This window comes from Paenibacillus sp. ACRRY, from assembly GCF_022346995.1.
In the GTDB taxonomy this organism is placed as follows: domain Bacteria; phylum Bacillota; class Bacilli; order Paenibacillales; family Paenibacillaceae; genus Paenibacillus.
Genome location: NZ_JAKRNM010000003.1, coordinates 405,582 through 429,429 on the forward strand (window position 1 = coordinate 405,582; position 23,848 = coordinate 429,429).

Below are 23,848 nucleotides of genomic sequence, written 5' to 3' on the forward strand. Positions count from 1 at the left end.
GATGATGGAGAATGAAGCATTTGAAGCGGAGAAAGTGGAGATAGAACGAATGGTTGCGCTGGGATATCGGATCTATTCGGTACAGGAACATTTGGAGGGTGCCAGTGTCGTGTGGGAACATCCGGATCATCCGGGCGAAAAGAAAGAGCAGCATGTGGGTACAGCGTCCGGACGAAAGTGGTTCGTCCACTTTCTGATCCGGCAGCTTCAGGAACAGCGGGGGGCATAGTCCTCTTGCCATTTATGCAATTGGACCATGGACGTATTCATAAGCGTAGATGGCGAGTTCGATAGCGACGCGTTTCTCGGGGAGGATATAGTCTTCTCCGAGCAAAGCTTCGATTTTGTCGAGCCGATGATAGAGAGTCTGTCTGACAATGAATAGGGCAGTAGCGGTTTCCTGTTTGGAGCAGCACAGCACAAAATATTGCTTGAGTGTGCGCAGCAGCTGCCCGCCTTTCTCTGCATCATGCCGGATGACGGGGCCGAGGTATTCCTCAATAAAATCGTCCAGATTACCGCTCTGCTTCATCCCGGCGATGATGCGGTAACCGTGGAGATTACTGTAAAACGGCTGCTGCATGGGTCCGGTATCCTTTTGAATGCGCAGTGTTTCCTTGGCCGTATCCAGGCTGTCCTTGAGTCGTGACAAATCGGCACAGCTGTGACCAATGCCCAGCAGACCGGAGAACAGACGGTGGGTCTGGTCCGTTTCGTGATGCTGGAGCTGCTCTATGCAGCGCCAGAGATGGCTTTTGCGCTGAGGGCCTGGCTGAGGATCGAGGATGATCAGAATAATCTGATGATTCAATACCGTGCTGAACAGGGAGAACCCTTCCCTGGAGAATACAGAGCGGGCGACGATATTGCGCTGTATGAGCAGCTTCTGCAGCTTGAGGCTGTCGGTATAACTCGGATTACTGTCAAACAAAACGACGGTGCCTTTACTGGCAGCAAGCAGGGGATTTGCGGACAGGTACTCTTGAATTTCCTTGGCCGTGTGATGTCCGTTCAGCCAGTCGATGACCCACATGTCTTCCTTGTAACGGCGCTTTTCCTCCATGTATTTGGTTCGCATCCAGTCCTGTGCAATAGCAGCCGCGCAGCGCTCCAACGCCTGAATGACAAATTCACCAGTAGGCTTGTGACGCAGTGAATCAGACTCGTGTTCGGGAAGTTTCTCCAGAAAAAGTACCAGGTCCGCGAAGGTGTAATCGAGGGCCTGAACAGGCAGGGTATAGGCATCCATGGGTTGCTCCAGATGATGGGAATGGCTTGATTGTCCTGATTCAGGTGAATGGTTGCGCTGGGTTAACCAAGCCATTCTACGGTTCTCCAATTGCTCTGGCGGGCAATAAGGGACAGCACTGGCTTCTCCCTCAAGAGGATATAACGCAACCGGGTAGCCGGTTGTACGTGATAACAAGCGAAGCAGCGGCTGCACACCGTCTCCGTTTAACAGGAGCTGGTTGAACGAGGTGGTCAGATTGTCGAGTTCGGCAAGCATCCGCTGATGACTGCGAATCAGGGCGAAGTGCAGGTCTTGTGTAATATCAATATAGCGGACTTGTTCATGGAACCAGATCAGTGGAAAATCATCCGCTGCTGCGATTTCCTTCATCGCTCCAAGTTGTGACTTGGTGTGAGTCCCCAGTTCGATACAGAGACCAGCCGCGCCTCGGGCAATTAACTGCCGCAGGAAAGACAAACCTTGCTGCTCATCAGCCTGCCAGCCGATGCCGGTAGTCAGTACCAGTTCTCCTCCGTTTAACAGATCGCCCACATCCGGTACCTCCATAATATGGACCCAGCGGACATATCTCTCCAGTGCCCGTTCACTGGCCAGTACCTCTGCCTTGCGAAATACAGGCCGTTTCAACATGTCTCTCATCTGAAGCTGGAGCGTCGCTTCCCCCATACAACCACCATCCTTCCCCAATTGCATGCCGATTGCAATCCCGCCTCATGATGCAGGTTTCTGAAGAGCGTCTGTTATGTTGGGATGTACGAGCTGGATGACCTGTCTAGAATCCCGTTAACTTACATAATTAAGCTATATTATAAGTGTATTTACTGATGATAGACTGAAATCTAACGCTGATTTGTTTGACTTAACAAAACAGGCTCCTTTTTTTGTAATCTGGTATAATCCGGGTTCGAATTGGTGTCGTTTTACCTGACATTTAGGAAGGAAGCCCGTTAATGGTCAACAAAAAACCTCCTGATCTCATTGAAATGGACAGTCATTCCAATGGAGAACTAGGAGGTTTATTATAATTCCGTATTGCTCTTAATGAATCGAAATCTCAAACGAGCAGTTTAATCTTCGATTCTTTTCTTCTTGAATTTCATCAGGAATTCATACACGATCGGCACAATAACCAGGGTGAGCAGCGTAGAGCTGATCAGACCGCCGATAACGGTAATACCGAGGCCTTTCGAGATGATTCCCGCACTTGCTTCCAGTCCAGTGACGAGTGGCAGCAAGGCGCCAATCGTTGCAAGTGCGGTCATTAGGATTGGACGCAGACGTGTTGCACCTGCTTCAAGCAAGGCTTCACGCGTAGACATGCCGTCTTTCTCCATGTGAATGACACGGTCGATCAGGACGATCGCATTGGTGACTACGATCCCGATCAGCATCAATCCACCCATCATGGCAGAGACGTCAATGGTGCCGCCAGCCAGGAACAGGCCTACCATGATACCAATAACGGTAAACGGCAGGGAGAACAGGATGGCGAATGGTGCGAGTCCGCCGCCAAATGTAACGACAAGTACAAAGTATACAATGGCGATGGCTGCCAGCATGGCAAGACCCAGTTGGGTAAAGGTGTCATTGATCTGTTCGGTTGTACCGCCAAATTTCACCTCAACGCCATCTGGAAGGTCCAGCTTGTCGATGTTATCCTGCAGGGTTTGTGAAGCCTTTTGTACATCGGAAGCCAGGATGGTCGCCGAAACTTGGGCAACGACCTTGCCGTCAATGCGCATAATCGAGTTCGGAGAAGTACCTTCTTCAACGTTTGCAACATCCTTGATCGGTACTTGGATGCCGAGCGGAGAAGTCACTGTCTCATTTTCGATGTCAGTGATGCTGTCGAAAGTTTTCTGATCTGTCTCGACATACACTTTATAGGTTTTGTTATCAATATCCACTTCCGTCAGTACCGGACGTTCCTGTACAGGGCTCAGTGCCATAGCCAATTGGCCTGCAGTCAGACCGAGCGAGCTCAGCTTTTCCTGATCCGCAACGAGAGTATATTGACCATATGTGTCAGAGAGCGTGGTGTCTGCTTTTTCAAAGTTTTCGGTATCTGCTTCAACCAGCTTGAACACTTCATCCGTGACAGGCTTGAGCTGTTCCACGTTGTCGCCGTAAATGGAGATGCTCAGGCTACTGCCTCCCAGACCGCCGGACATATCCAGCTCACTCCAGGTACCAACGGGAACTTCTTTCCGCAAACCTTCTACAAGCTGTTCCTTCACTTGTGTGAAATCCTTGGTATCTTCATTGTATTCAATATAGAAGAGTGCCGAGTTCGAGCTTCCTCCACCCATGCTGCTCAGTGGATTTCCGCCGCCGATGGAATACTGCATTTTCTCCAGGCCAGGCTGCTTCAGCAAATATTTTTCAGCAGCAAGTGCTTCTTTTTCAACGTCTTCACGCAGGGAGCCGGTTTCCGGGCTGTATGTGATCGTCACATATTTGTCCTGCTGTTCTGGCAAGAAGCTTGCACCGATGAACGGATACAGGAACAAACTGCCGACGAGCAAGACCACGGCGATGCCGACGGTAATAATTTTGTGCGAAAGTGTCCAGTTCAGCAGGCGTTTGTAGCCCTCAGCCATCTTCCCTGGTTTTTCCTCATGATTTTGTTTGTTCTTCAGGCCTTTGCGGAACAGGGTATGAGCCAGCATCGGAACGATGGTGATAGCCACGAGCAATGATGCCAGCAGCGCAAATACCATAGTTAATGCAAATGGCATGAAGAGCTCGCCTACCATGCCGCTAACGAGTGCCAGTGGCAGGAACACGGCGATGGTTACAATCGTGGAAGAGAGGATCGGAATGAACATTTCACGAGTTGCTTCCCGGATCAGTTCACGGCCTTTCAGTTTCTCTCCCTTAAGGGTCAATCTGCGATAGATGTTCTCGATAACGACGATGGAGTCATCCACGACCCGTCCGATGGCAACGGTCATGGCGCCCAGTGTCATCATGTTCAGTGTGATGTCCATGAGCAGGAGCGCAGTCAATGCCATAAGCAAGGAAAGCGGAATCGAGATAATCGAGATAATGGTTGAACGAATATTGCGCAGGAACAATAGGATAATCAGGATGGCAAACAGGGCACCGAAGACTGCTTTGCCAAGCATCGTATTGACGGAATCCTCAATTGGCTTACCTTGGTCAAGCAATACCGTCAGTTGGGCGTTTTTGAATTGAGACTGCAATTCTTCCGCTTTGTCTTTAACGGCATTCACGACATCCACGGTATTGGCGTCATTGGATTTCACGATGGAGATACCAATGGACTCCATGCCATCTGTACGTGAAATGGATTCAGCCTGACCGATAACCTCAATGTTCGCGATCTCGCTTAATTTTACTGTAGGAATTCCTGCTGCATTGGCAGCACCGGAAGCACTGCCTGCACTCGCATTTCCACCCGCGGATGGTGCGGCAGATGGGGTCGATCCCTGTGCGGCATCCGGAGCTGTTGCTTGGCCGGCAGCGCCGCCTGCTTGAGCAGATGGATCTGCTGCTGCACCTGCACCACTAGGTACCACAGGAATGGCAAGGTTCTTCAGGTCATCGAGATCAATGATGTTACCATCAACCACAACAGCTTTCTGTGCTTCATCCAGTTCGAACAATCCGAGTGGAACGCGGACAGAGGAACCTTGAACGATGCCGTTAACGGTATCTTCCGTCAGGCCGAGTTCATTCATTTTGTCCTGGTCGAACTTCAGTTGGACTTCCTTGACATACTGTCCGGAAACCTGTACTTGTGCTACACCGTCGATATCTTCGAGTGCAGGCTGAATATCGGATTCAACGAGTCTGGTCAACTGCTCCAGATCTCCGCCGTCCTTATCGGACAAGCTCAGTGAGACAACCGGGAATGAATTGATGCTGAATTTGGAAATGGTCGGTTTCTGTACACCGTCCGGAAGCTGCACTTCATTCAGCGCCTCACGAACAGCTGCAGTAGCGTTGTTCAGATCTGTTCCATAATCAAATTCCAGTGTGATGGAAGCAGCATTCTCCATGGATGTGGAAGTGAGTGTCTTGATTCCCTCCACATTGCGCAGAGTCTGTTCCAGCGGCTTGGTCACATCTTCTACGATACCTTCCGGAGCCGCTCCGGGATCAATCGCCGTAACACTTAGAAATGGCACATTGATGTTTGGAATGGTTTCCTGTTTCATCGTCAGTCCGCTGTACAAACCAGCGAAGGAAACGATAATGGTCAGAATCCAGATCGCAAACTTGTTGTTCAGTGAAAAATTAATGATTCCTTTCATACGATGGTCTCTTCTCCTCTCTGTTCTCCCTGTTTCTATTTGTTTGACGAGTCAGCCTGGATGAACCGGCTATACATGGCATCCAGAATATGCTGAAGCTCGGAGTGCAACGATTCAATGGCTGGAATGTTCTCCAGGTTGCGCATCATGCCCAGGATAATAGCCCGGCGCGGCGTGAATTCCATCATTTCCTGCTTGAGAATGGCGATGGTTTCTAACGCATCGTTTCGGGATTGTCCTGCGGACAGATCGGTAGTCACGATATCCTGCATCTGTTTGATGATATGAATGGGATGACGCATCATGGTGGAATCCGTTTTGGATTCGCTGGTCCATGCCGGCCAGTTTTCCAAGCTAATCAAAGGCTCAGGTCGCTGCTCCAGCAAACCGTACGCTGCATAATCCATCGTTTGCAGCAGATTCGCAGCCATTTTGGATACGGTAAGGGAAGGCATCTCCGTAAACCAGATTTTGACGTAGGACAGGAAAAGGCCGTGTGTCAGCAAAATAAGATCCACAGTATATGGCTCAATCTCGGGACCGTACAGATCCTCCAGCTTATCCTTGAACCAGTGCAGGGTTTTGATCTCCATATCCCTGTGATGCGGGTCACATTTCCTGCTGGGATGTTGCTGCTCATCATCCATCATCATGCTGCGCAGCTGCACCCGAAGGAATTCTTTTAGTTCGGATACATGGAGTAGCAGCGTCTCAATCTGCTTGTGCAGACGTTCTCGTGATGTGAGGCCAGCCTCATGTTCAATCTGTGACATCTCATCCAGCAGGGTATAGATGCAGTACTCCATCGTACTGGCTTCCAATTCCTCTTTGGATTTGAAAATCAGATAGAGGCTTCCCTTGGACATGCCGCATAGCTCTGCAATTTCCTGCATGGACGTTGCAGCACTGCCTTTGGCAGAAAACAGCTTGAGAGCTGTCGTTATAATGAGTTTTTTCTTCTCATTCATTTCATGAATTGGGTTCATTAACGATACCTTCACCTCATCTGCGGAACTTATGAGTTCTTGAATTGACTTTAGGGTCAGAACAAGTATAAACGAAGTGGAAGGGCGAATTCAAATGGGAGGGAATTGGAAATTCGAAGAAACAGAGCAGTTCAGTTTTCAAGAAGGAGAGAGAGGTGGAAATGGGCATTGGCATGAATAAACCTAAGAACGCTTAAAGAGCTATGCTCCATTCCCGAAGGCATGTATGGCCAAAATAATGATGGCTGTCAGTGCAACCAGATAAAAAGCAGCCAGGAGAGTAAGGAATGAATAGCCTGCAAGCGAGCTGAGACGTACCAACCATTTTTTCATACAAGTCATCCTTTCCGCATTCACAGAGTACATATGCCTATTTACATGATATACCAAAAAGACGACTTCCAGATGGAAGTCGCCCTAGTTTATACAGAATGAATACTATTTTTACGTAATCAGTTTCAGACCGACTGCAGCCACCAGAATCATGGCAATGAACAGCAGCCTTTTGGCCTCCTTGCGCTCGCCGAACAGGAACATACCCGTTAATGTGCTGCCAACGGTACCAATGCCTGTCCAGACAGCGTAGGCGGTGCCCATCGGAATGGAGGTCATGGCATAGGACAGCAGTGAGAAGCTGAATACAAAGGAAATGAGCATAAGCACGATATAAGGCCAGCCCTTTTTGGTCGAAGCTCCGTTGATTCCGATTACGCCAAAAATCTCACAGATACCTGCGCCTACGATTGCTAACCATGCCATTATGCCACACCTTCTTTCGCTTCTTCTTGTTGTTGATCCGTCACCAGTTTCAGTCCGATTACACCACAGAGCAGCAGTCCGATCAGCAGGATTTTGGCCAGACGGAATGGCTCTCCGAACAGCAGCATTTCCGCAAGTACGGTGCCTGCGGTGCCGATTCCGGTAAATACGGCATAGACCGTGCCCACCGGCAATCTCTTGGAAGCTGCGATGATCAGGGCGAAGCTGATGATGATAGCTGCAGCGGTTAGCGCCCATTCCCATAGATTGGAGGCATGCTTCAGTCCGCTTACCCAGACAATTTCGATGATGCCTCCGATAAATACGTATAACCAATTGCGGTTCATGATGATGTTTCTCCTTTCGGCACGATCTTCTGTGCCTCTTCGTTCAAATGATGAATGCCATGCCAAAAGACAGGCCATGCCGCTTCAAGGCGTCTCTTATAACGACGCGAGCTTCCATAGATAATCTCCACGGTAATCCCATCGAGAGAAGTCATAAAGGCAATGGCAGCTTGTTCCGTTGGAATCGAAGGTAATTCTCCATGACGTACCGCTCGCTGCAGGAGCCGGTTCAGTGATCTCTCCATGCCATCAAGAAATGGATGCACGATGTCCATGACTTCGTTGTACAGCCCGGGAGGGGGGAAGTAGGACATGCGCAGCATCAAGCGGGTAGAAGCGCTAGCGTTATATTCCTGTTCGAACCAGGGAAACACACCCTTGAGTCTGTCTTCCAGGGGAAGTTCGGCATGATCGCGGAAATATTCCAATGTATGGCGTTTTACTTCTTGAAAAGCATGAGCCAGTGCCTGGAGGAACAAGTCTTCCTTGCCGCTGAAATGGGCATATATGGACGGTTTCTTAATTCCTACATCGTCAGCGATAGCCCGAAGGGATGCCCCTTCGTATCCATCTCTGGCAAAGTGAAACAAGGCCGCGTTTCGTATGGATTGTGCTGTCATTTTGTTCACCTTCCTAACGGTCGTTAGGAGACCATATTTTCATATTTCACATTAGATGTCAAGTCTATTCAAAAAAAGCCGCCTGCAATAATCTCACAGGCGACCAATACACAGCTAAGGGTAGATTAGAACGTGGTAAACCCCAGTATGAGCTGCAATTTATAGAGAATGCCCTTCAGGAACGTGGTTTTCTCCTGGAATTCGTCCAGATCCAGAGTGAACTCGGCATCCTCATTATTCCACACGCGTTCAAAATAATCGGCCACACTGCGGCTGAACTCATTATCTGCAGGCGCAGCTACCCATAGTTCATTTTCAAGATTATAGTCATTCATGTTTCGGGGCGTAAGGTTGGTTGATCCGCCAAGCACAATATGATCCCCGGTGGCCTTGGCAATATACAACATTTTGGTGTGATACTGCTCCTTGGTTGTGTTGTACCAGCGGATTTGGATTTTGCCATCCGATTTATCATGCAGCTCGGCGGCTACAGGCCGATTCGGAATACCGATTTTCTCCTGGCCAAATGCATTCTCGTTTGGATCGAGCACAAGCCGGATATCTACTTCTCGTTTGGAAGCATCAAGCAATGCGTCCAGTACTTTAGGAGAAGCGATGTAGAACATGCCCATCCACAAGGTATCCCCTTTTTCCGTCAGATTGATCTCATGCAATACGGCATCATTCACTTTTCCTTCGGTCAGATAGCGAATCCGCAGATCGCCTTGGTTTGGATCCGTGGAAGGAGCTATGTAGGAAGGGACTTGACCTCCCCCTGATATGTCCAGTACGGCTTGTTCTGAATGAAGTATATCTCCAATGACCGGTCCCGTAACCTCAAACGCCACATTGGAGTGGTAGGCACTAGCATCATGGATATTGCCGGAGGAGACAATTGCTTTTTTCTCACTGGCTACGACCTTGCGGTGATTGGCCTTTACATTAAGCAGCTTAAGGTAAGAGCGCATGGTAACGTCCGGGCCATCGCTTGCCATCAGGTTCGGAATCCAGCCATCACCCGACTGGCCAAACCATTGGAAGAATGTACGCCAGACTGCCGAGTATACAGGCGTCGAATCCCGGAGTGGATCCACATTGGTAATCACAACTTCAATGCCAGCCTGCTTCATTCGCTCCAGAAGTTCATTGGGTGCAGAATTATAATTGGTGTTCACTTCATCCGTAATGAACAGAATCTGCATGTCGGGATGCTGCTTTTTTTTGGCGACCAGAGCATCTGTGAATTCAACGCTAACCGGTGGAAAGTGCTGACCTTTATGCTGATAGTTGTTGAACAGGAACATATCCACCACAACAAATTGCTCCGCCTCTTCCACAATCTGAAGCATGCGCTGAAAAATCTGCTGCTCGTGTTCCATCTGCCCGTCTGCGGACGGATACGTGAGATCATGAAGGAATGCGACCTCGTCTACGCGATATTCCGGGCTTTCATAGGAGATGCCTGCGGGCAGTGATTTATAGGTTTGATATAACATGACGGCCACAAGCCATAGAATAAGTAGTCCAAGAGCTGTTCGTATGTATGGAAAACGACGTCTGGATGTTTGGTGTTCTGATGATGAGCGCCTTGTATTAAACAACGGCATATCCCCTTTCTGTAAACGTGCTGACTACTATTACCACTCTGTCATGAGCATTGACGCAGGATGCGTAGGGGACAGAGAGAAATGTAATTTATGCATATATGATTTGCCTGAATGCAATCGACAGGTGTGTGGCCGTTGTGTATAATGAGTGTATTATTTTTGTAGAATGTTGGGATTTCCATATACCTGACAAGGGCGGAGGAAGTATTCGTTAACCTATTGACGGTCGGGATATTTCAGAAAAGAGAGTAGGTAATCAAGTGTATTCCATCAAACAAGTCGCTGCCATGCTGGACATTCCAACGGTTACGCTCCGGGCTTGGGAGAATCGGTACAGTGCGGTAACCCCTGAACGGACGGATTCGGGTTATCGGTTGTACACGGATGAAAATGTTGAAGATTTGCGTTGGCTGAAGGAGCAGGTTGAACAGCATCAGACCAACATATCAGAAGCCGTACGCATGTTAAAAGAAAACAAGGCAAAAACGCCAGAAGCGGCCATTCCGGCTCCGCTCACCGCGCCTGTTCCTACAATGGAAGAGGCCTACTTACGCATGGCTGATCAGATATACGACTCGCTCTACCATTTCCAAGGTGAACGTGCCAACGGGTTAATTGATTTTGGTTTCACCATGTATGGATATGATTCAATGTTTTACCATGTGCTTGTACCCATTCTCGTTCGCGTGGGGGATGCATGGGAGCAGGGTAGAGCATCAGTTGCACAGGAGCACTTTATGACCCAGTTGATCTCACAGCGGTTCTATCAGTTTTTCCATCTGTTCCCGATCTATCCGCATCTGCCTAAAGTTCTGGCACTCTGTCCGGAGGGGGAGCATCATCAGGTGGGATTGCTGTTGTTCTCATTGTTCATGCGGAAAAATGGAGCCGAAGTATTATATCTCGGTGCCAATACTCCTGAGGAAGGGGTATTTCCCATTATCCGGGAGCAAAAGATCAAGCTGGTCTGTCTCTCCATTACGAATCCAGCCTTAAGCGAGCAGAGTGACCGGCTTGTCGATCGCATTATGACCGAGTTTCCGCATATGCGCTTTATCCTTGGAGGCAAGGGTTATGAGCGCAATGAGAAGGCAGCTTACCCGGAGTGGATCATGCCGGAGGATTCATCAGACTGGCAGGCATGGCTTGAGCGCGAGTATCTGACGGATAATTCAACCCGAACACAGGGCTAAGCCGACGTTTATTGGCCGACAAGTGTGACCGAAGAGCTGAACGAGCGAATGTTCTTCCGTGATAACGTAGGGGCTATTCATGATAAGACATCCTTTGACGCAAGTGCGTTAGGGGGTGTCTTTTTTTTGATATTAACGATAATTTCACAGTTATTTGACCCGTGAGTCATATTTATGTTTACAAGCTCGTATAATATTTGTATTATATTTGTATAACGTTTCGGGTATGATCCGCTTCGATGATTCTTCAATGGTTTAATAATAGATTAAGAATGGTAGAAGTGCGTTTTCGACCATAAGAAAGGTGAGTGGCATGATATCTAATCAGCAACGTAAACGTGCGGCTGTTATTGGTGCTGGTCCAGGCGGGCTTGCAGCGGCCATGTTATTGTCCGGTCAGGGATACGAAGTGGACGTTTATGAGAAACAACCGGTGATTGGTGGACGCTCTGCCAGGCTGGAGCTCGGTGAGTACCGATTCGACCGGGGCGCGACGTTCTTGATGATGCCCGGGCTGCTTGAAGAGATGTTCGAGTTGGTAGGACGCAAACTATCCGATTACGTGGATCTGAAGGAACTGACACCCTTGTATGCCCTGAACTTCGGCGATAAGGTGTTCACGCCGTCTCGTAATCGTGAAGATACTGCTGCTCAGATCAAGGAACTGTTCCCTGGTAATGAAGACAATTACCTTAGGTTCATGCAGGATGAGGAAGTCAAGTTTGGTAAAGTTATGCCTTTGCTGCGCCGGCCTTTCGGCAAGCTGACAGACTATCTGTGCAAGGATGCGGTAACGGCTCTTCCGAAGCTGGACGTGAACAATACAGTCTATGGCATCCTGTCCCGTTATTTTACGGATGAGCGTTTGCGCTGGGCCTTTACGTTTCAATCCAAATATTTGGGCATGTCTGCCTGGGATTGTCCGGGTACATTCACGATTCTGTCATTCATCGAGCATCATTATGGGCTGTTTCATCCAATTGGCGGTGTGAATCGCGTATTCCAGGGCATGGCTGACATTGTAAATGAATATGGTGGACGTATACATACATCCTGTCCAGTGAAGCAGGTCATCGTGCGCAACGGCCGAGCGGAAGGTCTGCTGCTTGAGAACGGTGAACGTATTGAAGCGGATCACGTGGTTGTTAATGCAGACTTTGCCCATGCGGTGAACCATCTGTTCGAACCAGGTGTGCTTAAGAAATATACGCCGGAGAAAATGAAACGCAAGAAGTATTCCTGTTCTACTGCAATGCTCTATCTGGGAGTGGACGGCGAGATTGATCTGCCGCATCACTCGATTTATTTTCCCGAAGATTACCGATTGAACGTGGATGAGATCACGAAGCATAAAGTGTTGTCCGCTGACCCGTCTCTATATATTCATAACCCTTCCAAGCTCGATTCGACACTCGCACCTGCAGGAAAATCTGCATTATATGTGCTCATGCCGTCTCCGAACCTTACAGGGGACATTGATTGGGATGTGGAACGGGAGAATGTACGCGAGGCGATGATGCAGCGGCTTGAGGCGATCCCGGAGCTCGCAGACATTCGGAGCCGCATTGAAGAATCCATGATGTTTACCCCACTTGACTGGGAAAATGAACTGGATGTGTACCGCGGTGCGACATTTAACATGGCCCACAATCTGGGTCAGATGATGTATCTGCGTCCGCATAACCAGTTCGAAGAGCTGAAGGGGGTATGGCTGGTCGGCGGCGGAACCCACCCGGGCAGCGGACTGCCTACCATATTCGAATCTGCTCGAATCAGTGTCAGGTTGATCCAGGAAGAGGATGCCAAAACCCGCTCGAACCGGTCGCCTTATGTGAAGACGGCTGAAGCCGGAGGTCATTCATGAAGCGGGCAGCCATTGTAGGAGCAGGAATCGGTGGGCTGACCTCGGCACTGCTGCTGAATCGGCAGGGCTGGGACGTCACCGTTTACGAACGGGGTTCCCGAGTTGGCGGACGCATCGGCTATGAGCAGAACGGGGAATACCGCATTGATCAGGGGCCAACCATCGTACTTCTGCCCGACATGCTGCATGGCATTTTGGAGGAGGCTGGCGTGGATCGCTCCAAAGTGGAGCTGCTCCGCTGTGATCCGTTATACAGGGTTCATTACAGCAGCGGACGCGTCATGACCAAGATGACAGACCGCGGTCAGCAGGCCGAAGAGATCGAGCGGTTATTTCCGGGTGAGAGCGGAGGATTCACAAGATTCATGAAGGACATGGATACCCTGTTCCCGGCAGGACGGTCTGCTTTCCTGGAAAGAGCCTTCCCGCGGAAAAGGGATTTCTTCACACCATCTCTCATGTCCCTGATGGGCAGGCTCCGAGCACACAAAAGCGTACGTAAAGCCGTAGGAGATTATTTTCATCATGAGGAACTGGTTGATGCCTATTCCCTTCAGAGTCTGTATATTGGCGGTTCGCCGTTCGGGACTCCGGGAATCTATTCCCTTCTTCCTTATGCAGAGCATGAATATGGAATCTGGATGGTGAAGGGCGGATATGCTGCACTACCGGGTATTCTGGAATCAGAACTGATCGCGCGTGGCGGGCGTGTTGTGCTGAATACGGAAGTAACGGGTCTGCGTATTGAAAATGGCGTTTGCCGAGGTGTAGAAACGGCTGCAGGTTCGGAAGAGGTGGACGCAGTCCTCTATAATGGCGATTTCCCCCATCTGACAGGTTTACTGGGAGCCATACCGGAAGCACCACGCAAAAAGAAACCGTATCGTCCCTCATCCGGTTGTGTATTGATATATATTGGGGTCGACAAAACTTGGAAAGATGCAACGACGCATCAATTTTTCCTGCCACCCAGTCTTGATGGAAGCTTGCGGGAAGTATTCAATCAGCGCCGTATTCCGGAACAGTCATCATTTTATGTATTTAACCCGGTAGCTGTTGATGATTCCGCTGCGCCAGCCGGTCAAAGTGTATTGTATTTTCTTATTCCGGTGCCAGACGCGGAAGGTGTGGACTGGTCCAGGGAAAGTGGGGCTCTGGTGGAAAGAGTACTGGAGGAAGCGGAACAACGTGGTTTTCCTGGACTTCGTGCAGCGATCAGGTGGAAGAAGGTACGCACGCCAGCAGATGCCGAGCGGGATGGACTCTACGGCGGTGGAAGCTTCGGTATTGCGCCGATCCTGTTTCAATCGGGCGTGTACCGGCCACAGCCGAAGCCGTTTCCGGCGATACGCGGATTGTACGCAGCAGGAGCATCGGTACATCCAGGCGGTGGCGTTCCGATCGTAATGCAAAGTGCGCGTATGGCCGTCAATCTACTCATGAAGGAGATGGGAACATGAATGAAATGATTTTGAACAGGTGCGAAGAGTTGATGCAGAAGGGATCTTCTTCTTTTTATCAGGCTTTCAGAGGTTTGCCCAGTCCGCGCCGTGAAGCGGTGTATGTGATCTATGCGTTCTGCCGCATCATTGATGACAGTGTGGATGAACCGGAGAATTCCATGTATACCATACATGAGATTCGGGATCATTTTGAATACCTGGAAGAGGCAGAGGGCCACTTTATCTGGCCTGCATTGAGATGGTTATTCTCGAACTTTCCCCACCTGGACAAAGGACCTTTCTTTCGGCAGATGGATGGACAGATGACCGATCTTGAGGTAACTCACTATGCAACGATGAAGGATCTTGAACATTACTGCTATCTTGTAGCAGGAACTGTTGGGGAGATGCTGCTTCCTGTGCTGCGTGATGACAATGGTGCTGAAGTGGCCGTCAACGGCATTGCGCTTGGCAAGGGCATGCAGATCGTCAACATTATTCGTGACGTGGGGGAAGATCGGGCAAGAGCACGCCGTTATGTTCCACTCGAAATCATGGATAAGCATGGGTACTCCGAACAGGATTGGGCAGATGGTATTGTGGACGAACGGTTTGTAGCCATCATTCAGGAATTGAAAGCATCAGCCCTCGAATGGTTCCGTCTTGGCATGGATCGGCTCGAGACTTACCCTACGGAAAGTGCATTTGCCATTGAACTGGCGGCAGCCTTCTACTCCACCATATTACATGCGGTAGAACGTAACGACTATGACGTATATAACAAGCGGGCATTTGTGACCGATGAGCTCAAACTGGAGATGCTAGGAGCCATTGTGAAACGTTATCCGGTACTCGCCTATCAGGCTTCCCGTACGGCGGTCTCCTGATGATTCAGGGGCTGTATTGGGCATGGTACATCATCGGAGCCATCCTGATGCTAACCATCGGAGTACCTGACCTATTATCGTTTTCCAACGGATTGTTTCTTGTGTTCTATGCCCTTTATGTCGTGGAACTGATCTATCAGGGACGAAGAAGAAACGGAATGTCCGACCAGTCAGTCATATGGAAGAAGCCAGGACTGTGGGTATCTTCTGCCATTCTGTGGCTGGGTGGCATGGGGATAGAGTGGATTGGTGTCCATACGAATTGGCCCTTTGGTGAATATGGCTATTCAGACTTCTTCGGTGTTCACTTGTTCAGTGTGCCGGTTACCCTGGGATTTGCCTGGATTGCCGTCGTCGGGAATTCTGCACTGTTAAGCGGTGGGGGTTCGACCTGGAAGGGGAAATTGATTCGGGCAATCAAGACTGGTTTCTGGGCCATTTTGCTGGATCTGGTACTGGATCCGGTTGCGCACGCCAGAGGTTTCTGGCATTGGGAAGCCCCGGGTGGCTTCTATGGCGTCCCTTGGACCAATTACATCAGTTGGTTCATTATGGGTGCGTTCCTGTCGCTCTTTCTTCCAGCCATGCCTGCTGACCGCAGTTCGTTGCTGCGGGCCAAGTGGTTGTATCAGCTGTTCATCCTGCTATTCGGTCTGCTCGCATGGAAAGAAGGCATCACAGGCAGTTTCATCATTGCGCTTGTGGGCATGCTGCTAGCAGAAGGGAGCTGGTTCTATGATTCCCGCCGCAAAATCAAGATCGTTTAACCGAATGTTTTATTTATACAATCAGTATTATTTGCTGCGTCGTCGCTTTCGTTCGTTCACGTTATCGGGGACACTGGATCCACAGTTTGACAGCGTGTCAGGCTCTCCCATTGACCCGAACCGGCCTGTTCTCTATTTCATGAATCATAGCTCCTGGTGGGACGGACTGCTGCTCTATCATGCATCCCGCCGTACTTCAACGGGGGACCATTACGTCATGATGGAAGAGAGGCAGCTGCAGCAATATGCCTTCTTTCGCAAGCTCGGCGCATACTCCATCAACAAGGAGAGTGCTTCGGCGATCCGAAAGACCATGCAGTACACAACAGGGCTGCTTCAATCGGGTAAAAGGGTGTGGATCTTTCCTCAGGGTGAAATTCTGCATCAGGATGCAAGACCCATTCGGTTTCGTCCAGGCATCGGGTTACTGCTTCGCCGTTCTCCGGAGACGCTCGCCGTTCCTGTGACCCTGTGTCATGGTATGGTTCAGCATGATATGCCGGAGGTTTCGATGCTCGCGGGTGCGCCTTTAATGGAAGACTGGCATGTATGGAAGAGCGAGGAGATTGCAGCCAGACTTGGCCGGGTGCTGGAACAGCAGTTAGACGAGCATAAGTCTCAGCTGGTCCGCATCGGACAAGGGATTCTGCCGGGGGCCGTTTCCCTGATCCGTAACGGAAGATCCACAAGTGAAAAATACGATGCAGCACGAAAGCGGGGGGTCCGTTAACATGAGTGCATCCGAAATATTATGGATTATACTGACAACTGCTCTCGGTGTGCAGTTGATTTTTGCTCTCTGGAATGCGACCTGTCTTCCCAGAATTCGTTCGTTCTCTGCAGACCGGCTGCTGCACCAGGATAAGCTCGTATCTGTCCTGATTCCGGCTCGGAATGAAAGACTACATATTGAAGGATGTCTGGAGAGTGTGCTCGCAAGCGACACAACCGGCTACCGGATGGAAGTGCTGGTACTGAATGATCGTTCCGAGGATGAAACGGCGGCCTTGGTTCAGGAGATTGCGAATCGGGATACGCGCGTACGACTGCTTGATGGGGTGGAGCCGCCGGCTGGCTGGATGGGCAAGTCATATGCGTGCCACCAACTGGTTCAGGAGGCTAAAGGCGAGTGGTTTATGTTCGTTGACGCTGATGTAAGGCTTGAGCCAGAGGCTATTCGGCAAACCGTAGCTGCCGGCTGTGAGTTGGGGAGAGGTCTTGTGACCGGGTTTCCCTATCAGGTGGCCAAGACCTGGATGGAGAAGCTGGTTGTACCGATGATGGTATTCACGATCATCAGCCATCTTCCCATCTTCATGATACGCAGATCATCAAGTCCGCTATTTGTAGCAGCAACCGGAGCCTTCCTGCTGATTCATCGTTCGAGTTACGAAGCTTCCGGTGGCCATGCAGCCATCCAGGGAGACCTGGTGGACGACATGAGTCTGGCGAAGGCGGTCAAGCGTGCAGGTCATCCGGTTATGCTGGCTGATGTGCATGAATTGGTCAGCACGCGGATGTATCAGAACGGTATCGAAGTATGGAACGGGTATAAGAAAAACATGTACGAAGGAACGGGACGCAGGGATGTACTCCTGCTGGGTACCCTAGTCATGTATACATTAATGTACCTTGTCCCTCCCCTTGGATTGCTGTTTGGATTACTGTCAGGAAGCTCTGCAGCCATCATGTATGGACTCATTGGCACTCTGCTGGGTATGGGGGTAAAAAGGGTGGCAGATCAGACGGGAGGGCAACCCTGGTGGCTTGCATGTCTGCAATCTGTCAGCATGGCCTGCGTGATTGGTATTGGAATGGCATCCTGGCGGGCTGGTCGCTCAGGGAAAGGATACGTTTGGAAAGGCAGGCGGTATAGTTGAGCAGAAAAGTGGTCATTATTGGCGCGGGCTTCGGTGGCTTGTCCTGTGCCATTCGACTTGCATCACAAGGCATACAGGTAACCATGCTGGAGCGTCAGACACATGTGGGTGGCAAGCTGCAGCAAGTGGAACGGAACGGATATCATTTTGACCGCGGTCCAAGTACGATTACGATGCCTTCCACCTTCCGCTCTGTCTTTGAGCATGCCGGTACCAAAATGGAGGATTACGTCCAGCTGTATGAGCTGGAGCCCCGAACACGCAATGTGTTTGCAGACGGTACCGTGGTGGATCTGTCCGGCAAGCGTGAATGGATGGAGGAACAGATTGCAGCGTACAGTCCGGAAGACGCACTGCGTTATGATGCATTTATGGATGAATCTGCGGCGCTTTATGCGGAAGCCGATCGTCGTTTTCTTGGCAAACTGCTGCTGACCACAAAAGACAAGTACAATCTCCAGATGCTTCGCAGCTTGCTGCGCGTGCGCCCGGCTGTGAAGCTTAATCAGCTGCTGCGATCCTATTTCAGTCATCCCAACACCTTGGCGCTGTTCGGTCGTTACGCGACCTACGTCGGATCATCGCCTTATCAGGCTCCATCCATCTTCGCGATGATGGGCCATGTAGAGGCAGATGAAGGGGTATACGGTGTAAAAGGCGGAACCTATGAGCTGATCAAAGCCATGGCGAAGCTTGCTGAGGAAAAAGGAGTACGGATCATGACTGGCACCGAGGTCCGTCAGATTATCGTTCGGCATGGGAAAGTCATCGGTGTGGATACGGATCGAGGCTTCCATGAGGCCGATCAGGTGGTGGCCAACGGTGATGTGCTCAGTGTAAACCGTCTCCTGATTGCACCGGAACATCGAAAGCAGATGAGTGATGGCAGGATTCGCAAATATGAGCCGTCCATTTCCGGCTATGTGACTCTGGCAGGTGTGCGGAAGCAGTATGACTCCCTGCTGCACCATACTGTCTTTTTCCCGGAAAGGTATGAACCGGAGTTCGAACATATTTTCCGTGAACGCAGGATGCCTTTGGATCCGACCATCTACATCTGTTATTCCGGTTATTCGGAGGCAGGTATGGCTCCGGCAGGAGCGAGTAATCTGTTTATCTTGGTAAACGCCCCGTATCTGTCGGATGCATGGAATTGGGAAGAGCAAACGGAACGCTACGGCGAGTTGGTACTGGATAAGCTTGAACAGCGGGGAATTACAGGATTAAGTCAATCAGATGTGTTAATCCGATATACACCACAGGATATTGAACACGATACATTGGCGCATCAAGGGTCAATTTACGGGATTTCCTCCAATTCAGTGAGGCAGACCTTCTCTCGCCCCGGGAACAAAAGCAGGGATGTACAGGGGTTATGGTACGTGGGTGGAACGACGCACCCGGGAGGAGGAACGCCGATTGTAACGCTATCCGGGCAGCTGGTGGGCGAGCAGCTGGCATCCGTGCTCTTATGATTCATCAGAGATGAACGGGTGCGCCCTTTCATTAGCATGTCCGGAACGGTATACTGGGTAGAGTTGACGGTGGAGGATATCACCGACGACTCTATAGCAATTTTATACATGCAGCATTGTCCGTTACATATAAGCGAAAAATAAGAAAAAAATGGAGTGTTTCAATTGAACGGAACCGGCAGGGGGGCCCTGTCCATCCGCACAATTTCTCACATAAGGAGGTCTCATCATGAATGAACAAGAGCGAGCCGGCAAGCGGCTGCTTCCCGAGGTGGCTACGGGGGAACGGAAGCTGGAGCATGTGCGCCTCTGTCTGGAAGAGAATGTGGCAGGAGAAGGGATCACGAGCGGAATGGAGCGGTACGTATTTCGTCATAATCCCCTGCCTGAACTGAATTTTGATGAGGTCAGTCTGAACACGATGTTTTTGGGAAAAAAGGTTCGTACACCGCTGCTCATCAGCTCGATGACGGGTGGAAGCCAAACGACAGGTGCCATTAACGAGCGGCTTGCCCGTGTGGCCAATGCCAGAGGCTGGGCGCTGGGCGTGGGTTCCATACGGGCAGCAGTGGAACAACCTGAACTGGCGCCGACCTTCGATGTACGGCGCTGGGCCCCTGACATCCCGGTGATTGCCAACCTGGGTGCAGTACAGTTGAATTACGGCTTCAACACGGCTGACTTTCAACGTGCCGTTGAGATCGCTGGTGCGGATGTGCTGGTACTGCACCTGAATGGTTTGCAGGAGATCTTCCAGCCGGAGGGCAATACGGACTTCAGCGGGTTGTTGAACCGGATTGAAGATCTGTGCCGTACGCTGGATGTACCCGTTGGAGTGAAGGAAGTAGGCTGGGGCATTGATGGAATAACGGCACAGCGATTGTATGAAGCAGGTGCGGCATTTATCGACGTGGCCGGAGCGGGAGGCACCAGCTGGGTGCAGGTGGAGAAATACCGGAACAACAATCCGGTTCGCCGGGCTGCGGCCGAGGCCTTTGCTGATTGGGGCATTCCGACTGCCGAGTGTATCCGGGAAGTCAGAGCATTGAATCCCGAAGGGGTTGTGATTGGCAGCGGAGGACTTCATCATGGGGTGGATGCAGCCAAGGCACTCGCGCTGGGTGCAGACCTGGCAGGGTTCGGCCGCTCCCTGCTCGAATCCGCAGTGGCTTCGGATGAAGCGTTGGATGGGCGGCTGGAGCAGGTGGAGTTCGAACTTCGTACGGTCATGTTCGGTATCGGAGCCGGGCGAATCGAAGATTTGCAGCAGACAGAGCGATTGGTCGAGCGGCGTTAATACGGAAGAGGGGCATCCCGTCATGTTCATGCTGATGACATCGGGAAGCCCCTTTTTTGATGTTGAAAAGACAGAAGGATTACAAACACTCTTGTTTAACCGTGATATTGTCATTGGTTACGGTGACGTAGGAATTGCCGGATAGATACTCCGTATAACCACAGACGATTTTGGTATGAATTTCCCCTCGGCTATCTGTAAATTGCAGGTTAACGGATGATTCCCCGGAAGGGCTAAGCCTAGGAGCGAACTTCACTTTTTTACCACTTACGATATCCTTCTTCAGTTTGTACACGGAGCCATCTCTTTCGCTGTTAACCGAGCCTTCACCTTGAACCAGGCTTGCTTTAACATTTGTGAGATCGAAGTCAGATTGATTGTGAATGGTGATCCTGAGCGATCTGAATTGGTCTATGGTTGGGTAAGCCATACCGATGATGATTCCAATAAAAATAACTACACCCGCCAAGAGAAAGATGATTTTCCTTGAAGGTCGTTTGCGACGTCTGTTCATCTTATATGTGCTCCTCTCGTTATGGTTAATAAACAATGGAAGTCTGATAAAAGTTATGCAGATTTTTTTTTACTTCATGTATGATGAACAATAAAACGTTTCAATAAGATAAACCGTTAGAAGATTGAAAACGGAATTGGAACCCGGGAGGGAATACTTTGGAGCTTGTATCCATGAATGATCAGGAGTTTGCGAATTTCCGAAAGCGTTCAATTACGGATTTTGCAGTTGAGAAAGTAGAAGCAGGGGCATGGGCGGAGGAAGAAGCGCAGGAGCTCGCTGAGGCATCCTATGAGCGCTATTTGCCTGAAGGACTGAATACACCTGGGGCCTACATCTATAACCTGGTGCATCCGGTAGACGGTAATGTGGGGTACATCTGGTTTAACATTACGGACAATCGCCGGGGTAAGGAAGCCTTCTTGCTCGATATTGTTGTCGAAGAAGCATATCGGGGCAAGGGGTATGGTACCGAAACGATGGAAGCACTTGAACAAGCGGCACGCCGTCTTCATGTGGATCGAATTGGTTTGCATGTGTTTGGACATAATGTGCGGGCGAGCAGCTTATATCGCAAGATGGGGTACGAGATCACTGATCTGACGATGTACAAGGAACTTAAACGGTAGTCAGGCAGAAACGAAACCCGAAGTTCCTTGATGCCTCCGGGTTTGTCATATATAATGTATAGGATTATCCATACCGAACAAGTAATGAATGAGGAGTTGTCATATACATGGCTTTGAAAGCTGGAATCGTGGGCCTGCCTAACGTTGGTAAATCCACTCTGTTTAACGCAATTACACAAGCAGGTGCCGAGTCGGCAAACTATCCGTTCTGTACGATTGACCCGAACGTGGGGATCGTTGAAGTACCGGACGAGCGTTTGGACAAATTGACAGAACTCGTTGTACCGAAGAAGACGGTGCCAACAGCGTTTGAATTCGTAGATATCGCAGGTCTTGTGCGCGGCGCAAGTAAAGGCGAAGGTTTGGGTAACAAGTTTCTTGCCCACATTCGTGAAGTCGATGCGATTGTTCATGTGGTACGCTGCTTTGTTGATGAGAATATCACACACGTAGATGGCAAAATTGATCCGGTAAGCGACATCCAGACGATTAATCTGGAGCTGATCCTGGCTGATATCGAGAGTGTTGAGAAAAAAATCGATCGCTCCAAGAAAAACATGAAGGGCGGCAACAAGCAGGCTGCTCAAGAAGTGGAAGTACTGGAGAAAGTGAAGGCTGTTCTGTACGAAGATAAGCCAGCACGCAGCATGGAATTGACAGACGAAGAGCGTCTGATCGTACGCGATCTGCACCTGCTTACCCTGAAGCCGGTTTTGTACGCAGCAAACGTAGCCGAGGATGAGATCGGTGATGTGGCGAACAATGCCTATGTGCAAAAAGTAAGAGAATTTGCGGCTGCTGAAAATGCAGAAGTGGTGCCGATCAGTGCAAAAGTCGAAGAAGAAATCTCCGAGCTGGAAGGCGAAGATAAACAAATGTTCCTGGAAGAGCTCGGTATCGAGGATTCCGGCCTGAACCTGTTGATCAAAGCTGCTTACAAACTGCTGGGTCTGTACACATACTTCACAGCAGGTGTACAGGAAGTTCGTGCGTGGACGATCCGCAAAGGTACGAAAGCACCGGGCGCAGCGGGTGTCATTCATACGGACTTCGAGCGCGGATTCATTCGTGCTGAAGTGGTTTCCTACGAAGACCTGGTTGCAGCTGGTTCCATGAACGGTGCCAAAGAGCGCGGACAGCTTCGTCTCGAAGGTAAAGAATATGTTGTCAATGACGGAGATGTTATGCACTTCCGTTTCAACGTATAATCGTTATAACCAATCCAAGCAGTACATGATAGACATTAACAGCCCTGCTGTCTTCTATGAAGATGGCAGGGTTTTTAATTGGGATGAAGGGTGGAACGGCAGATTAGAGGGAGTAGGGTACATAGGAGGGAATGATCCGTGAGGGCAATCCGCTTGTTTTGCTTATACTGGATTGTTTGCGCAGTGTGGATATAATAGAGGAAAAGGGCATGGGGGAGGACGGACAATGGAGGATGCAGTAACTCGTATTCAATATGATGAAGCATATGTGAAAGCGATGCATTTACCGAGAGAGATTACCGATTTGCTTCTTATTGAGGGAATACCCCAGTTTGGTTATAAGGGCAACGATCTGCTGGGTGTCCATTTTCGGTCCATGCCGGAACGAGGCTTGGTTCAGGTACAACATGATGACGGCTTCATAATGCTTCTGCCGATCGGATATGAGTGGGAGGAAACATCCGCCTTGCTCGGTGTGGAGACAGGGACGGGCGCAGTTTACTCGGTAGACGCATCGTCAGGGGAACACGGATTGATTAACACCAGTCTGGTTCGGTTTCTTGAATTTCTCGAGCGTTATGCTCAATTCATTGAGAACTTTTCGGAATTGCATGAGCCCAGTGTTATGACACTGGAAGAAGCCCAAGCCAAACTGGCAGCTTTTCAAAGGGGAGAGCTTACACCAGGAAAGAAAAAGGTTCATGTATCTGGCCGAAAAGAGGCCATAAGCGAACTCCGGTCTTTCTTTGCCGAACAGGATCCGGGTAGTTTATCGAATGAAAAAGCTTGGTGGAGCCTGGTTCTTGAACAGCTTGAAGATGGCTTGTTGTAGCTGATATCC

Annotated in this window: 22 protein-coding genes; 13 read left to right on the top strand and 9 right to left on the bottom strand. The window is 50.0% G+C overall.

What is annotated here, in order from left to right; genetic code table 11:
• Position 1 precedes the first annotated feature (1 nt).
• On the top strand, positions 2-229 hold the full coding sequence (locus MH144_RS15340; protein ID WP_239301832.1) for a hypothetical protein: 228 nt from the start codon (positions 2-4) through the stop codon (positions 227-229).
• 12 nt (positions 230-241) lie between these two features.
• On the opposite strand, the gene MH144_RS15345 is transcribed toward MH144_RS15340, so the two are convergent.
• The 8 genes from MH144_RS15345 to MH144_RS15375 all read right to left on the bottom strand — a co-directional run bounded on the left by MH144_RS15345 (position 242) and on the right by MH144_RS15375 (position 9,740).
• On the bottom strand, positions 242-1,945 hold the full coding sequence (locus tag MH144_RS15345; protein WP_239301843.1) for a PucR family transcriptional regulator: 1,704 nt from the start codon (positions 1,943-1,945) through the stop codon (positions 242-244).
• Positions 1,946-2,319: 374 nt separating this feature from the next.
• The gene (locus MH144_RS15350) at positions 2,320-5,532 is read right to left on the bottom strand and encodes an efflux RND transporter permease subunit (protein ID WP_239301845.1); all 3,213 of its coding nucleotides are present in this window, start codon (positions 5,530-5,532) and stop codon (positions 2,320-2,322) included.
• Positions 5,533-5,567: 35 nt separating this feature from the next.
• The gene (locus tag MH144_RS15355) at positions 5,568-6,500 is read right to left on the bottom strand and encodes a TetR/AcrR family transcriptional regulator (RefSeq protein WP_239301847.1); all 933 of its coding nucleotides are present in this window, start codon (positions 6,498-6,500) and stop codon (positions 5,568-5,570) included.
• 219 nt (positions 6,501-6,719) lie between these two features.
• The gene (locus tag MH144_RS30795; protein WP_275440120.1) at positions 6,720-6,851 is read right to left on the bottom strand and encodes a hypothetical protein; all 132 of its coding nucleotides are present in this window, start codon (positions 6,849-6,851) and stop codon (positions 6,720-6,722) included.
• Between the two features lie 111 nt (positions 6,852-6,962).
• The gene (locus tag MH144_RS15360) at positions 6,963-7,277 is read right to left on the bottom strand and encodes a DMT family transporter (RefSeq protein ID WP_095291169.1); all 315 of its coding nucleotides are present in this window, start codon (positions 7,275-7,277) and stop codon (positions 6,963-6,965) included.
• Positions 7,277-7,624 (bottom strand): DMT family transporter, encoded by a 348-nt coding sequence (locus tag MH144_RS15365; protein ID WP_239301849.1) that lies wholly within the window; start codon positions 7,622-7,624, stop codon positions 7,277-7,279. Before MH144_RS15365 ends, MH144_RS15360 begins: the two co-directional genes overlap by 1 nt.
• Positions 7,621-8,244: a TetR/AcrR family transcriptional regulator gene (locus tag MH144_RS15370; RefSeq protein ID WP_239301861.1), complete on the bottom strand. Its 624-nt coding sequence runs from the start codon at positions 8,242-8,244 to the stop codon at positions 7,621-7,623. Before MH144_RS15370 ends, MH144_RS15365 begins: the two co-directional genes overlap by 4 nt.
• Before the next feature lie 125 nt (positions 8,245-8,369).
• Complete coding sequence (locus MH144_RS15375; protein ID WP_481857369.1) at positions 8,370-9,740, bottom strand: phospholipase D family protein; 1,371 nt, start codon at positions 9,738-9,740, stop codon at positions 8,370-8,372.
• Positions 9,741-10,111: 371 nt separating this feature from the next.
• Between MH144_RS15375 and MH144_RS30990 the strand changes: the two genes are divergently transcribed.
• The 9 genes from MH144_RS30990 (at position 10,112) to fni (ending at position 20,656) form a co-directional block, all read left to right on the top strand.
• Positions 10,112-11,044, top strand: coding sequence for a MerR family transcriptional regulator (locus tag MH144_RS30990; protein ID WP_239301865.1), 933 nt, complete (start codon positions 10,112-10,114; stop codon positions 11,042-11,044).
• A gap of 313 nt (positions 11,045-11,357) precedes the next feature.
• A complete protein-coding gene (locus tag MH144_RS15385) occupies positions 11,358-12,908 on the top strand; it encodes a phytoene desaturase family protein (RefSeq protein WP_239301867.1) in 1,551 nt (516 codons plus the stop codon).
• A complete protein-coding gene (locus MH144_RS15390; RefSeq protein WP_239301878.1) occupies positions 12,905-14,368 on the top strand; it encodes a phytoene desaturase family protein in 1,464 nt (487 codons plus the stop codon). Before MH144_RS15385 ends, MH144_RS15390 begins: the two co-directional genes overlap by 4 nt.
• Positions 14,365-15,237 carry a phytoene/squalene synthase family protein gene (locus MH144_RS15395; protein WP_239301880.1) on the top strand — a complete coding sequence of 291 codons (873 nt, stop codon included), beginning with the start codon at positions 14,365-14,367 and terminating at the stop codon, positions 15,235-15,237. Before MH144_RS15390 ends, MH144_RS15395 begins: the two co-directional genes overlap by 4 nt.
• Positions 15,237-16,004 (top strand): carotenoid biosynthesis protein, encoded by a 768-nt coding sequence (locus MH144_RS15400; RefSeq protein ID WP_239301882.1) that lies wholly within the window; start codon positions 15,237-15,239, stop codon positions 16,002-16,004. Before MH144_RS15395 ends, MH144_RS15400 begins: the two co-directional genes overlap by 1 nt.
• Positions 15,973-16,734, top strand: a complete 762-nt coding sequence (locus tag MH144_RS15405) for a lysophospholipid acyltransferase family protein (RefSeq protein WP_239301884.1) — start codon at positions 15,973-15,975, stop codon at positions 16,732-16,734. Before MH144_RS15400 ends, MH144_RS15405 begins: the two co-directional genes overlap by 32 nt.
• Position 16,735: 1 nt before the next feature.
• A complete protein-coding gene (locus MH144_RS15410) occupies positions 16,736-17,884 on the top strand; it encodes a glycosyltransferase family 2 protein (RefSeq protein ID WP_239301886.1) in 1,149 nt (382 codons plus the stop codon).
• Positions 17,881-19,359 carry a phytoene desaturase family protein gene (locus tag MH144_RS15415; RefSeq protein WP_239301888.1) on the top strand — a complete coding sequence of 493 codons (1,479 nt, stop codon included), beginning with the start codon at positions 17,881-17,883 and terminating at the stop codon, positions 19,357-19,359. Before MH144_RS15410 ends, MH144_RS15415 begins: the two co-directional genes overlap by 4 nt.
• 229 nt (positions 19,360-19,588) lie before the next feature.
• Complete coding sequence (gene fni / locus MH144_RS15420; RefSeq protein ID WP_239301899.1) at positions 19,589-20,656, top strand: type 2 isopentenyl-diphosphate Delta-isomerase; 1,068 nt, start codon at positions 19,589-19,591, stop codon at positions 20,654-20,656.
• A 79-nt stretch (positions 20,657-20,735) separates the two neighbouring features.
• Here fni and MH144_RS15425 read toward each other — a convergent pair whose 3' ends face one another.
• Positions 20,736-21,170, bottom strand: coding sequence for a hypothetical protein (locus MH144_RS15425; protein ID WP_239301901.1), 435 nt, complete (start codon positions 21,168-21,170; stop codon positions 20,736-20,738).
• A gap of 158 nt (positions 21,171-21,328) precedes the next feature.
• On the opposite strand from MH144_RS15425, the gene MH144_RS15430 reads away from it, so the two are divergent.
• The 3 genes from MH144_RS15430 to MH144_RS15440 all read left to right on the top strand — a co-directional run bounded on the left by MH144_RS15430 (position 21,329) and on the right by MH144_RS15440 (position 23,839).
• The gene (locus tag MH144_RS15430; RefSeq protein ID WP_239301903.1) at positions 21,329-21,799 is read left to right on the top strand and encodes a GNAT family N-acetyltransferase; all 471 of its coding nucleotides are present in this window, start codon (positions 21,329-21,331) and stop codon (positions 21,797-21,799) included.
• 107 nt (positions 21,800-21,906) lie between these two features.
• Positions 21,907-23,007 (top strand): redox-regulated ATPase YchF, encoded by a 1,101-nt coding sequence (ychF, locus tag MH144_RS15435; protein WP_095291196.1) that lies wholly within the window; start codon positions 21,907-21,909, stop codon positions 23,005-23,007.
• A gap of 226 nt (positions 23,008-23,233) precedes the next feature.
• Complete coding sequence (locus MH144_RS15440; RefSeq protein ID WP_239301905.1) at positions 23,234-23,839, top strand: SUKH-4 family immunity protein; 606 nt, start codon at positions 23,234-23,236, stop codon at positions 23,837-23,839.
• Positions 23,840-23,848 lie beyond the last annotated feature (9 nt).